The sequence below is a fragment of the Kangiella taiwanensis genome (genome assembly GCF_020005165.1).
Classification (GTDB): domain Bacteria; phylum Pseudomonadota; class Gammaproteobacteria; order Enterobacterales; family Kangiellaceae; genus Kangiella; species Kangiella taiwanensis.
This window is the reverse complement of record NZ_JAHCLT010000003.1, coordinates 372,925-385,734: the sequence shown is the minus strand read 5'-3', so window position 1 is coordinate 385,734 and position 12,810 is coordinate 372,925. Positions and strand designations below refer to the sequence as shown.

At 44.8% G+C, this 12,810-nt stretch carries 9 protein-coding genes; all 9 read left to right on the top strand.

The window, feature by feature from the left end:
• Positions 1-101 precede the first annotated feature (101 nt).
• The 9 genes from sdhC to KFK88_RS10890 all read left to right on the top strand — a co-directional run bounded on the left by sdhC (position 102) and on the right by KFK88_RS10890 (position 12,747).
• Positions 102-476, top strand: a complete 375-nt coding sequence (sdhC, locus tag KFK88_RS10930) for a succinate dehydrogenase, cytochrome b556 subunit (protein WP_223579601.1) — start codon at positions 102-104, stop codon at positions 474-476.
• Positions 470-817: a succinate dehydrogenase, hydrophobic membrane anchor protein gene (sdhD, locus tag KFK88_RS10925; RefSeq protein ID WP_223579599.1), complete on the top strand. Its 348-nt coding sequence runs from the start codon at positions 470-472 to the stop codon at positions 815-817. The genes sdhC and sdhD overlap by 7 nt, the downstream gene beginning before the upstream one ends.
• Positions 818-820: 3 nt before the next feature.
• Positions 821-2,584 carry a succinate dehydrogenase flavoprotein subunit gene (sdhA, locus tag KFK88_RS10920; protein ID WP_223579597.1) on the top strand — a complete coding sequence of 588 codons (1,764 nt, stop codon included), beginning with the start codon at positions 821-823 and terminating at the stop codon, positions 2,582-2,584.
• Positions 2,585-2,630: 46 nt separating this feature from the next.
• Positions 2,631-3,329, top strand: coding sequence for a succinate dehydrogenase iron-sulfur subunit (locus KFK88_RS10915; protein ID WP_223579595.1), 699 nt, complete (start codon positions 2,631-2,633; stop codon positions 3,327-3,329).
• A gap of 188 nt (positions 3,330-3,517) precedes the next feature.
• Complete coding sequence (locus KFK88_RS10910) at positions 3,518-6,337, top strand: 2-oxoglutarate dehydrogenase E1 component (protein WP_223579593.1); 2,820 nt, start codon at positions 3,518-3,520, stop codon at positions 6,335-6,337.
• Between the two features lie 62 nt (positions 6,338-6,399).
• On the top strand, positions 6,400-7,632 hold the full coding sequence (gene odhB, locus KFK88_RS10905; RefSeq protein ID WP_223579590.1) for a 2-oxoglutarate dehydrogenase complex dihydrolipoyllysine-residue succinyltransferase: 1,233 nt from the start codon (positions 6,400-6,402) through the stop codon (positions 7,630-7,632).
• Between the two features lie 78 nt (positions 7,633-7,710).
• Positions 7,711-8,877: an ADP-forming succinate--CoA ligase subunit beta gene (sucC, locus tag KFK88_RS10900; RefSeq protein WP_223579587.1), complete on the top strand. Its 1,167-nt coding sequence runs from the start codon at positions 7,711-7,713 to the stop codon at positions 8,875-8,877.
• Positions 8,877-9,749: a succinate--CoA ligase subunit alpha gene (gene sucD, locus KFK88_RS10895; RefSeq protein ID WP_223579584.1), complete on the top strand. Its 873-nt coding sequence runs from the start codon at positions 8,877-8,879 to the stop codon at positions 9,747-9,749. The genes sucC and sucD overlap by 1 nt, the downstream gene beginning before the upstream one ends.
• Before the next feature lie 259 nt (positions 9,750-10,008).
• Positions 10,009-12,747 (top strand): M16 family metallopeptidase, encoded by a 2,739-nt coding sequence (locus KFK88_RS10890; protein ID WP_223579582.1) that lies wholly within the window; start codon positions 10,009-10,011, stop codon positions 12,745-12,747.
• The last annotated feature ends 63 nt before the right edge of the window (positions 12,748-12,810 follow it).

Sequence of the window (12,810 nt, the reverse complement as noted above, 5' to 3'; positions counted from 1 at the left end):
TTTTTCTGGGTCGAACACACATTAAAGCAGTTGTAGACATCCTGGCGAAAGCATAAACTCATGCCTTCTTCGACCAAGGCAATAATTTTGTAAGATACGTTGTGATTAAAAAGAGACCTAAAAACTTAGACCTTACTACGGTAAGTTTTCCTGTGCCTGCAATATCGTCAATCTTGCATCGTATTACAGGTGTTGTTCTATTCATTGCTGTACCTATCCTTTTATGGATGCTGCAAAAGTCGTTTGATAGCGCTGGTTACGCCGAGCTTCAGGCGATGTTCACTGAATCATTCCTATGGCAATTCATCCTTTGGGCTATTTTAACGTCGGTGGCTTACCACGTTATTGCAGGTGTGCGTCACTTGTTAATGGACCTAGGTATTGGTGAATCGCTTGAAGGTGGCCGCCGTGGCGCTTGGAGTGTTTTGGTTCTTTCAGGTATTGCAGCTGTTTTATTAGGAGTATGGGTATGGTAACTACCGTTACGAGTTTGGGCCGTTCAGGCCTACACGATTGGGTGTTGCAACGCCTTTCAGCGGTAATTATGTTGGCCTATGTGGTTTATTTAGGCTACTTCTTTGCAACAACACCAGAAATTACGTTCACTGCTTGGCAGGGTTTGTTCGCTAGCACCTTTATGAAGGTGTTCTCGCTACTCACCTTATTGTCTGTAGTGATTCACGCTTGGATTGGCTTGTGGATTGTGTCGACTGACTACATGCCAAAAGTGAGTATTCGTGTCGCCTTCCAAGCGATTGTTATTGTGATTTGTCTTTCACTAGTAGTGTGGGGCATCCAGATATTGTGGAGCTTATAAAGCATGTCTATACCTACGTACACTTTTGATGCCGTAATTGTAGGGGGCGGTGGCGCTGGTATGCGTGCCTCGTTGCAACTTGCTAAAAGCGGTCAAAAAGTCGCATTGATTTCTAAAGTATTCCCAACCCGTTCGCACACGGTATCAGCGCAAGGCGGTATTACGGTTGCGTTGGGTAACTCACATCCAGACGACTGGCGCTGGCACATGTTCGATACCGTTAAAGGTTCGGACTATATCGGTGACCAAGATGCGATTGAGTACATGTGTGAAAATGGTCCAGCCGCGGTTTATGAGCTGGAGCACATGGGCTTGCCGTTCTCGCGTTTGGATAACGGTAAAATTTATCAGCGTCCTTTCGGCGGTCAGTCGAAAGAGTTCGGCGGTGAGCAGGCTGCACGTACTGCGGCAGCAGCTGACCGTACCGGTCACGCATTATTACATACGCTTTATCAAGCGAACCTAGCAGCGCAAACGCAATTCTTTAACGAATGGTATGCCATGGATATCGTTCGCAATGAAGAGGGTGACGTTTGTGGTGTGACGGCTATGTCGATTGAGACGGGTGAAGTCGCGCTATTTAAATCACGTGCAACCGTATTTGCGACTGGTGGCTCGGGCCGTATTTATGCCTCTACCACCAATGCATTGATTAACACGGGTGACGGTGTTGGTATGGCGTTACGTGCAGGTCTTCCAGTTCAAGACATCGAAATGTGGCAGTTCCACCCAACGGGTATTGCTGGCGCCGGTGTATTGGTGACAGAGGGCTGTCGTGGTGAAGGTGGTTACCTGATCAATAAAGATGGTGAGCGCTTTATGGAGCGTTACGCGCCGAATGCTAAAGACTTAGCGTCTCGTGACGTTGTTGCTCGCTCAATGATGAAAGAAATTCTTGCTGGCCGTGGTGCTGGCGAAGAGGGCGACCACGTATTCTTAAAACTTGATCACTTAGGTGAAGAAGTTTTGAACAAGCGCCTACCGGGCATTAGTGAGTTGTCTAAAATCTTTGCTCACGTTGACCCAGTTAAAGACCCAATTCCAGTGGTTCCAACCTGTCACTACATGATGGGTGGTATTCCGACTAACAAATATGGTCAGGTCATTGATCGCACTCCAAATGGCGAAGAGAAAGTAGTTAAAGGTTTCTACGCTGTGGGTGAGGTTGCATGTGTATCCGTACACGGTGCAAACCGCTTAGGTGGTAACTCACTACTTGACTTGGTGGTGTTTGGTCGTGCAGCTGGCTTACATCTTGAAGAATCGCTTCGTGAAGGCTTGCCTTTCTCGGACTTTAACGACTCTGATGCTGAGCGCTCTATGGCTCGTTATCAGCGTTGGGAAGAGTCTAACGAGGGCGAAGATGTTGCTCAGTTGCGTAAAGAATTACAGCAAACTATGCAAAATCACTTCGGTGTATTCCGTACTGGCGACTTGATGAAAGAAGGTCTTGAGAAGGTTAAGAAACTTCGCGAGCGCATGAAGAACGCGGTATTGAAAGATAAGTCGCAAGGCTTCAACACTGAGCGCGTAGAGTGTCTTGAGCTTGAGAACTTGATGGAAGTGGCTTACGCGACAGCGATGGCTGCGGAATACCGTACCGAAAGTCGTGGTGCACATAGCCGTGAAGATTTCCCAGACCGTGATGATGAAAACTGGTTAGTACACTCTGTTTTCTATCCTCTGACTGAAGAAATGGGCACGCGTGACGTGAATATGCACCCTGAAAAAGTTGATGCTTTCCCGCCGAAAGCTCGTACTTACTAATTTCTAACGAAGAGTCCGTAACGAAGAGACTACGGAGTTAAAAAATATGAAGTTTAAAATTTATCGCTATAACCCAGAAACCGATAAAAAGCCTTACATGCAGGAGTTCGACTTAGACATTCCTGAAGGTTCGGACAAGATGTTACTCGACGTGTTGGTTGATCTTAAAGAGAAAGATCCAACCTTGTCTTTCAGACGTTCTTGCCGTGAAGGGGTTTGTGGTTCAGATGGCTTGAACATTAATGGTAAGAATGGCTTGGCGTGTATTACGTCACTATCGAGCCTGAAATCGCCAGTGGTGATTCGTCCGTTGCCAGGTTTACCCGTTATCCGTGACTTGGTCGTGGATATGGCTCAGTTCTACAAGCAGTATGAGAAAATTAAACCATACTTAATCGCTGACACTGAAACACCTGCTAAAGAGCGTTTGCAGTCTCCAGAAGATCGCGAAAAGTTGGATGGTTTGTACGAGTGTATCTTGTGTGCCTGTTGTTCAACGGCTTGCCCATCATTCTGGTGGAACCCTGATAAGTTCGTTGGCCCATCGGGCTTGTTACAGGCCTATCGTTTCTTAATCGATAGCCGTGACACGCGTACGGAAGAGCGTTTGGCTGATTTAGATGATGCCTACAGCGTATTCCGTTGCCGCGGTATCATGAACTGTGTAGACGTATGCCCAAAAGGTCTTAATCCGACCAAAGCAATTGGCCATATCCGTTCTATGCTACTGAAAAGTGGTGTATAATCGCTTTTCTTGATGGTGATATATCAGATCGTTGAATAAGGTTGCTTTATTAATAGCAAAATAGACAACGCATAAATCGCAACTCAAAGCAGTAACTCTTTGTAAATTAAAGGGCTGTTACTGTGTTAAGAGTTGCGATTTTTGGTTATCATAGCGAAACAAATACCGAGAAGTGGTGTTAAATTACAATGAAAAACGGCTTAGAGGCGATGTTTGACAGTGCCTACCTTTCGGGAGGTAGCGCCGCCTATTTAGAAGAACTTTACGAACAGTATCTTGAAGATCCTCAGTCAGTCGATGCCGCATGGCGTGAAAAATTCGATGAATATGAAAAGGTTAACGATAAAAAAGAAGTCGCTCATGGCGCTATTCGTGAACATTTTCGTCAAATCGGCCTAAATCGCCAGAAAATAGCTTTTAGCCAAGGCGGTGGCAATGCAACAGCCGACCCTAAGCAGGTTAAAGTTCTCCACTTAATCGAGTCTTATCGTGCTCGTGGTCATCACCACGCTAACATCGATCCATTAGGCCTGTGGAAACATCCGTACCCAACGGATTTAAGCCTTGAAGCTTATGATTTGGGCGACGTAGACCCTAATAAGAAGTTTCATGTTGGTAATCTTGCCGGCCCTGAGCAGCAGTCTCTAAAAGAGATTGAAGCGCGTTTAAAGTCAACGTACTGCAACTCTATAGGTGCAGAGTTCCTGCATATCAACGACTTAGAAGAGCGTCGTTGGATTCAGGAAAAACTCGAAGCTGCATCGTCATCGCACAATTTCAGTGACGAAACAAAGAAGAAAACCTTAGAAGGCCTAACGGCAGCAGAAGGTTTAGAAAAGTATTTAGGCTCAAAATTCCCTGGTGCCAAGCGGTTCTCACTAGAGGGCGGCGATAGTTTAATTCCAATGATGCGTGATTTTATTAATCAAGCAGGTGCAAAGGGTACCAAGGAAATCGTTATTGGCATGGCTCACCGTGGCCGTTTGAATATGCTGGTAAACGTCATGGGCAAAAAGCCGCAGGTTCTTTTTGATGAATTTGCTGGTAAGAATGCTGTAGTGGAAGAAGGTAACTCTGGTGATGTTAAATATCACATGGGTTATTCCAGCGACGTTGAAACCGATGGTGGGCCAGTTCACCTAGCTTTGGCTTTCAACCCGTCGCATCTTGAAATCGTTAGCCCTGTAGTGATTGGCTCTGTTCGTGCGCGCCAAGAGCGTCGTAACGACACAAACTGCGAGCAGGTAGTTCCAGTATTGATTCATGGTGACTCTGCTGTGACGGGCCAAGGCGTTGTGATGGAACTGTTTAATATGTCACAAGCACGCGGTTTCTACATAGGCGGTTCAGTCCATGTTGTCATTAATAACCAGGTCGGTTTTACGACCTCTAAACTGCATGACACTCGCTCAACAGCGTACTGTACTGACGTTGCTAAAATGGTTGAAGCGCCTGTGTTCCACGTTAATGGTGATGACCCTGAAGCCGTTTTATATGTGACACGCCTAGCACTTGAGTTCCGTAACAAGTTTAAGAAAGACGTGGTTATCGATTTAGTCTGTTACCGTCGACATGGACACAATGAAGCGGACGAGCCGAATGCGACTCAGCCGATCATGTATCAAAAGATCAAGAAGCACCCAACAACGCGCAAAATTTATGAAGATCAGCTGACTTCAGCGGGCACTATCTCGAAAGATGACGCGAAGAAGTTTGTCGATGAGTATCGTGACCTGTTGGATAAAGGTGACTCGGTTGTATTAAACCGTATTCCAACGCATAAAAACGAGTATAGCGTTGATTGGAGTCCTTTCGAAGGACAGTCATGGCAGTCACCCGCTGATACTTCAATCAGCAAAAAAGAATTCGACCGTTTAGCGGAACGTATTTGTGACTATCCTGAGGACTTACCTTTACAGCGCCAAGTCAAGAAAATCATGGCGACACGCAAGGAAATGGCGAACGGTGAAGCTAAGATGGACTGGGGCTTCGCAGAAACGCTTGCCTATGCCACTTTGCTAGACGAAGGTCATGAAGTTAGAATTTGTGGTCAAGACAGTGGTCGAGGAACGTTCTTCCATCGTCACGCTGTACTGCATGACCAAGATGATGCTGAGGTTTACATCCCTCTACAACACATTAAAGAAGACCAGCCACGCTTTACCGTGATTGATTCTGTACTATCAGAAGAAGCAGTGATGGCGTTTGAGTATGGTTACTCGACCAATGAGCCTAACTCCATGGTGATTTGGGAAGCGCAGTTTGGTGATTTTGCCAACGGTGCACAAGTAGTGATTGACCAGTTTATTAGCTCTGGTGAGCAGAAGTGGGGCCGTTTGTCTGGTTTAACACTGTTCTTACCACACGGCTATGAAGGCCAAGGCCCTGAGCACAGCTCTGCACGCTTAGAGCGCTTCTTGCAGTTGTCGGCTGAACAAAATATGCAGGTGGTTGTTCCATCTACCCCTGCACAAGCGTTCCACATGATTCGCCGTCAAATGGTTCGTAAATTGCGTAAACCCTTGATCGTAATGACTCCGAAAAGTTTATTACGTCATCGTGATGCTGTATCAACAATTGACGAGTTAACCAAAGGCCAGTTCCAGAACGCGATTGATGAAATCGATAAACTGGATAAAAAGAAAGTGGCACGGGTGGTCATGTGCTCTGGTAAGGTCTATTATGACTTGTTGAAAAAGCGCCGTGACGAGAACTTAGATCACGTAGCGATTGTTCGAATTGAGCAGCTGTATCCATTCCCGCATGAGGAAGTGGAAAAGATTTTAGCATCATATAAGAACGCGAATACGTTCGTATGGTGTCAAGAAGAACCGCAAAATCAGGGTGCTTGGTACTGTAGCCGTCATAATTTAGATGATGCTGTACCGTCTAAAGAGCCTGTTATTTTTGCAGGACGCGCTGCTTCAGCTGCACCAGCAGTTGGTTATGCGAGTATACATAACGAGCAGCAAGCAAAATTAGTTAACGATGCTTTAGGCCTGGATTAGTCCTTGAGCAGAATATCGTAAAGAAGCATTTAAAATTAAATTAAGGTAAAAAAGGTTATAACATGGCTATCGAAATTAAAGTTCCTGTGTTGCCTGAATCAGTAGCGGATGCAACGATTGCTACTTGGCACGTTAAGCCAGGTGAAGCTGTATCTCGTGATCAGAACTTGGTCGATATCGAGACTGATAAAGTGGTTTTAGAAGTTGTAGCGCCAGAAGACGGTGCGATTTCTGAAATCTTGAAAGAAGAAGGTGATACGGTTCTTCAAGAAGAAGCGATTGCTAAGTTTGAAGCTGGTGCTGGCGGCGATGCTGGTTCTGATTCAAAGAGTGATTCGGAAGCGAAGACAGATGACGCTAAGTCTGAAGAAAAAGCTGAAGAAAAAACAGCCGAGCCATCGAAAGACAGCGACGTCCTTTCGCCAGCTGTTCGTCGTTTAGTGGCAGAGCATAACCTTAATCCTGCAGACATTCCTGCATCTGGTAAAGGCGGTCGCCTGACTAAAGAAGATGTTGAGAAGTTTGTTAAAGATGGCGGTAAGAAATCTTCACCTGCTGCGAAGAGTTCTTCTGGTGCACCTGTTTCTGCGGGTCTTCGTGAAGAAAAACGCGTACCAATGACGCGTCTTCGTAAGCGCATCGCAGAGCGTCTTGTTGAAGCCCAACAAAACGCGGCACTATTAACAACATTCAATGACATCAACATGAAAGAAGTTGTTGAATTACGTGCGCGTTACAAAGAACAGTTCGAGAAAGTTCATGAGACTCGTTTAGGTTTCATGTCGTTCTTCGTAAAAGCTACGGTTGAAGCACTAAAACGCTACCCTGCAGTGAACGCTTCAATTGATGGCGATGATATTGTTTATCATGGTTACTACGATATCGGTGTAGCGGTATCTTCACCTCGCGGCTTGGTTGTTCCAGTGTTGCGTGATGCAGATACCATGAGCTTGGCGGATATCGAAGCTAAAATTCGCGAGTTTGGTCAAAAGGCTCGTGATAACAAATTGACTGTCGAAGAGATGACAGGCGGTACCTTTACTATCTCTAACGGTGGTGTATTTGGCTCGTTAATGGCGACACCAATTATCAACCCACCGCAAAGTGGTATTTTAGGTATGAACCGTATGGAAGATCGTCCAGTTGTTGTTGACGGCGAAATTGTGATTCGCCCAATGATGAATGTGGCTTTGTCTTACGACCACCGTATTATTGATGGTCGTGAATCGGTTGGCTTCTTAAAAACGATTAAAGAGTTTATCGAAGACCCAGCTCGCATGCTACTGGATGTCTAATCTATAACTATCAAGTACAGCCGGATAATTTCTATCCGGCTTTTGTCTTTTTAATTAACGTGAAATTAGGAACATCAAATGAACCTACACGAGTATCAAGGTAAACAATTATTCCGTGAATACGGTTTACCAGTATCTGAAGGTTATGCGGTAGATAACCCTCAGTCAGCGTTTGAAGCTGCTGGCCAAATCGGTGGTGATATGTGGGTTGTTAAAGCTCAAGTACATGCCGGTGGTCGTGGTAAAGCAGGCGGTGTAAAGCTTGTTAAAACTAAAGATGAAGTGAAAGAGTTTGCTAAGCAATGGTTGGGCAAGAACTTAGTCACTTACCAAACTGACGAAAACGGTCAACCAGTAAGCAAAATCTTAGTCGAGTCTTGCACAGATATCGCACAAGAATTATATCTAGGTGCTGTTATCGATCGTTCTTCACGTCGTGTTGTCTTCATGGCATCAACTGAAGGCGGTGTTGAAATCGAGAAAGTTGCAGAAGAAACGCCAGAGAAGATTCTTAAAGCGACGATTGACCCATTAGTCGGTCCTCAACCTTACCAAGGCCGTGAGCTAGCGTTCAAACTAGGCTTGGAAGGTAAGCAAGTAAAGCAGTTTACGCATATCTTTCTTCAGTTAGCGAAAATGTTTACTGAAAAAGATCTGGCACTTCTAGAGATTAATCCTCTTGTGATTAAAGAAGACGGAGATTTACACTGCTTAGACGCAAAAATTAATATCGATGGTAATGCTATGTACCGTCATCACAAACTGTCTGAAATGCATGACCCATCTCAGGAAGATGAGCGTGAAGCACACGCTGCTAAGTTTGAGCTTAACTATGTTGCGCTAGATGGCAACATCGGTTGTATGGTAAACGGTGCTGGTCTTGCAATGGGCACTATGGACATCATCAAACTTCACGGTGGTGAGCCTGCGAACTTCCTAGATGTAGGTGGTGGTGCGACTAAAGAGCGAGTTTCTGAAGCGTTCAAAATCATTCTTTCAGACGATAACGTTAAAGCGGTATTGGTTAATATCTTCGGTGGCATCGTACGTTGTGACTTAATTGCAGAAGGTATTATTGGTGCGGTTAAAGAAGTCGGTATCGAAGATCCTGTTGTTGTTCGCCTTGAAGGTAACAATGCAGAATTAGGAACTAAGGTTCTTGCTGAGTCTGGTTTAAATATTATCGCAGCAGAAAGCTTAACTGACGCAGCGAAAAAAGTTGTTGCTGCAGCGGAGGGCAAATAATGAGTATTTTATTAACTAAAGACACCAAAGTTATTTGTCAGGGTATTACAGGTTCACAAGGTACTTTCCATACCGAACAAGCGATCGAATACGGTACCAACATGGTTGGTGGTGTGACGCCGGGTAAAGGTGGTCAAACGCATTTAGGTTTGCCTGTATTTAATACAGTCGCTGAAGCGGTTGAGCAAACTGGCGCAGAGGCATCGGTTATCTATGTACCAGCACCGTTCTGTAAAGACTCAATTCTTGAAGCTGCTAACGCGGGTATCAAGCTAGTGATCTGTATTACAGAAGGTATTCCGACGCTAGATATGTTGGAAGCTAAAATCGTCTGTGATCGTTTGGGTGTTCGTTTAATCGGGCCTAACTGCCCTGGCGTTATCACTCCAGGAGAAAGTAAGATCGGTATTATGCCAGGCCACATTCATAAGCCAGGTAAAGTTGGTATCGTTTCTCGTTCAGGCACTTTGACCTATGAAGCTGTAAAGCAAACTACCGATTTTGGCTTTGGCCAGTCGACTTGTGTTGGTATTGGTGGCGACCCAATCCCAGGCTCAAGCTTCATCGATATTTTGGAACTGTTTGAAAAAGACCCAGCGACTGAGGCGATTGTCATGATCGGTGAAATTGGTGGTTCTGCAGAAGAAGAAGCTGCTGCCTATATCAAAGAAAACGTCACTAAGCCTGTTGTTTCATACATTGCAGGTGTTACGGCGCCTCCAGGAAAGCGTATGGGCCATGCTGGTGCGATTATTGCTGGTGGTAAAGGTACTGCGGCTGAGAAGTTCGCTGCTTTGGAAGATGCAGGCGTTAAAACGGTACGTTCTTTAGCTGACATCGGCTCAGCTATGAAAGAAATTACTGGTTGGTAATACTGACGAGTTAATTTTTAAAAGTATCCGTACTTTAAAACCGAGAGTTGTTACAGCTCTCGGTTTTTTTATGCAGTTATGAAAACTCAAGCTTATTGTTAACCTTGTCATATTTATTAACATTTAGTCTCTATACTGTTACAAAGCTTTATAAGATACTTTGTGAGGTTCTTTGCCTTGGGGGTGTGCTCTAGGCTTTGATCACATAAACATAAATAAACACCTGCCTACCGCAGGAAATACGTATAGAGGGATATCTATGGTTTTAAAATTTAAGAAAACATTCCTAGCCATCGCTTTAGCCACAGGAATGGGCACGGCTTACGCAGAGTTACCTCAGGGTGTGGAGAAGGTAACATCGGTAGAGGGCATCACTGAGTACCGTCTAGATAATGGGTTGCAGGTACTACTATTTCCAGATCCAAGCCAAGAAACAGTAACCGTGAATATTACCTACCATGTTGGCTCAAAGCACGAGAACTATGGTGAGACCGGTATGGCCCACTTACTAGAGCACCTAGTCTTTAAGGGAAGTCCTAAGTACCCGAATGTAGATGATGAGCTATCTGAACATGGTACAGAGGCGAACGGTACGACTTGGTACGATCGTACGAATTACTACGAAACTTTTACAGCAACCCCTGAAAATATTAGCTGGGCGTTAGATTTTGAAGCTGATCGTATGATCAATTCTTACATTGCAAAGAAAGATTTAGACACAGAAATGACTGTGGTTCGCAATGAATTGGAAAATGGTGAAAATAACCCTTTCCGTGTATTAATGCAGCGTTTAATGTCGACAGCGTACGATTGGCATAACTATGGTAAATCTACCATTGGTGCTCGTTCAGACTTAGAAAACGTAGATATCACGAACCTACAAGCGTTCTATCGCAAGTACTATCAGCCAGACAATGCTACTTTAATCGTTTCAGGAAAGATCGATGAAGAAAATATCATTAAACTGATTGAAGAAGAGTTTGGTGATATTCCAAAACCAGAGCGTGTAATCCGTGAGCTTTACACTGAAGAGCCGATCCAAGATGGTGAGCGCCGCGTAGTAGTTAGACGTCCGGGTGACGTTCAGATGGTGGGTGTATTGTATAAAACACCGGCAGGCCCATCTGAAAAGTTTGCAGCTACACAGGTCCTGACTCAAATCTTAGGTGATAGCGAAACGGGTCGCTTACATGACGAGTTGGTCAAGAATAACCTAGCAGCGGCAGCTTTTGGTTTCCCATTCCAACTTGGAGAGCCGGGTGCTTTGCTATTTGGCGCGCAGGTGGCTAAAGATAAAGATATTCAGAAAACCGAAGAAGCATTTCTTAAGACGTTAGAAGATATCAAGAATAACCCTATTACGGCCGAAGAAGTTGAGCGCGCAAAGACTAAGATCTTGAAAGAGATTGAGCTGAGCTTTAATTCATCACAAAGCATTGCCCTCGAGCTCACAGAGTGGGTTGGTATGGGTGACTGGAGATTGTTGTTCTTAAACCGCGATAGGTTAGAAAAGGTAACTGTTGAAGATGTTCAAGCTGCTGCGGACGAGTATCTTGTTAATGACAATCGCACCTTGGGTCTCTTTTTGCCAGAGCAAGCTCCTGATCGAGCAGACTCTATTGCCCGTTTATCATCAGATGATGTAGAAGCTATGCTGAAAGGCTATAAAGGCCGTGAAGCAGTTGCACAAGGTGAAGACTTTGATCCATCTCAAGACAACATTGATTCGCGTACGATTAAAACGACACTAAGCAATGGCGCAAAAGTCGTTTATTTACCGAAGAAAACTCGTGGTGAATCAGTGGTTGTCACCATCAGTTTAGATCTTGGAAACTTAGAAGACTTGCGTAATAGCGGCGTTGTTCCTTCTATTGCTGCGGGTATGTTAGATCGTGGTACAACCGAGCTTTCTCGAGAAGAGTTACAGTCCGAGTTTGATCGTCTAAAAGCGAACGTCAGCGTAAGTGGAAGCTCTACTGGGGTAAACGTGAATGTTCAAACTAAGAAAGAAAATTTGGCTGAGGTGTTAACGCTGGTTGAAAGCGTGCTTAAACAACCAAGCTTTAACGCGGAAGAGCTCGAAGTACTTAAGCGTGAGCGCATTGTTGGATTAGAGCAGCAAAAGCAACAGCCACAAACGCAAGTGTTTATGCAGCTGAGCCGTCACCTCAATCCATATGATGAGTCTCATCCTTATTATAGCATGAGCATCGATGAGCAAATTGAAGCGATCAAGAAAGTCACTCCTGAGCAGTTAAAAGCTTTCCATAGTAACTTTGTTGGTGCTCAAGATGCTGATATAGCTTTAGTTGGTGACTTCGACAAAGACCAGATGCAAAAAGTGCTGGAACGGACTTTAGGTGACTGGAATGCGAAAGTTGATTACGAGCGTATCGCTACGACAGCTTCAGATGTTGAGTCTATTAACAAGTTTGTGGATACCCCAGACAAAGCAGGTGCTGCCTTTGGTGCGATGACCCAAATTCCTGTAAGCGATAGTCATCCAGATTATCCGGCGCTAGTTGTAGCTAATCACATCTTTGGTGGCGGCTTCTTGAACAGCAGGCTGGCAACTCGTTTGCGTCAGGAGGAAGGCTTGAGTTATGGCGCTGGAGCTTTCATTAATGCTAGCTCTCGAGATGATAAAGCTACGTTTATTGCGTATGCTATTTGTGCGCCAGAAAACTTAGCAAAAGTTGAGCAGGGCTTTAAAGAAGAGTTCGAAAAAGTAATCGAAGATGGCTTTACTCAAGACGAGCTCGATGCAGCGGTAAAAGGTATGGTACAAAACCGTCGAATTGACCGTGCAAAAGACAGTCGTCTCGTTAGTACTTTGGCCAGTAACTTAGATTTGGAACGCTCAATGCAGTGGGATAAAGAGTTCGAGCAAGCTGTTAAGTCGCTAACAGTGGAAGATATTAATAAAGCCTTCCGCGAGCATTTAAGCTTAGATAAGATTTCAATTGTCAAAGCTGGTGACAAAACCAAAGCTGAGTAGACGTTGCGTTAATAAAAAAACCGCGGCTTGGTAACAAGAACGCGGTTTTTTTTGCGCTAAACA

Excerpts from the sequence above, each read along its gene's own strand:
- sdhA (WP_223579597.1), top strand. The coding sequence starts at position 821 with ATGTCTATACCTACGTACACTTTTGATGCCGTAATTGTAGGGGGCGGT.
- sucD (WP_223579584.1), top strand. The coding sequence starts at position 8,877 with ATGAGTATTTTATTAACTAAAGACACCAAAGTTATTTGTCAGGGTATT.
- KFK88_RS10910 (WP_223579593.1), top strand. The coding sequence starts at position 3,518 with ATGAAAAACGGCTTAGAGGCGATGTTTGACAGTGCCTACCTTTCGGGA.
- KFK88_RS10915 (WP_223579595.1), top strand. The coding sequence starts at position 2,631 with ATGAAGTTTAAAATTTATCGCTATAACCCAGAAACCGATAAAAAGCCT.
- odhB (WP_223579590.1), top strand. The coding sequence starts at position 6,400 with ATGGCTATCGAAATTAAAGTTCCTGTGTTGCCTGAATCAGTAGCGGAT.
- sucC (WP_223579587.1), top strand. The coding sequence starts at position 7,711 with ATGAACCTACACGAGTATCAAGGTAAACAATTATTCCGTGAATACGGT.
- KFK88_RS10890 (WP_223579582.1), top strand. The coding sequence starts at position 10,009 with ATGGTTTTAAAATTTAAGAAAACATTCCTAGCCATCGCTTTAGCCACA.
- sdhD (WP_223579599.1), top strand. The coding sequence starts at position 470 with ATGGTAACTACCGTTACGAGTTTGGGCCGTTCAGGCCTACACGATTGG.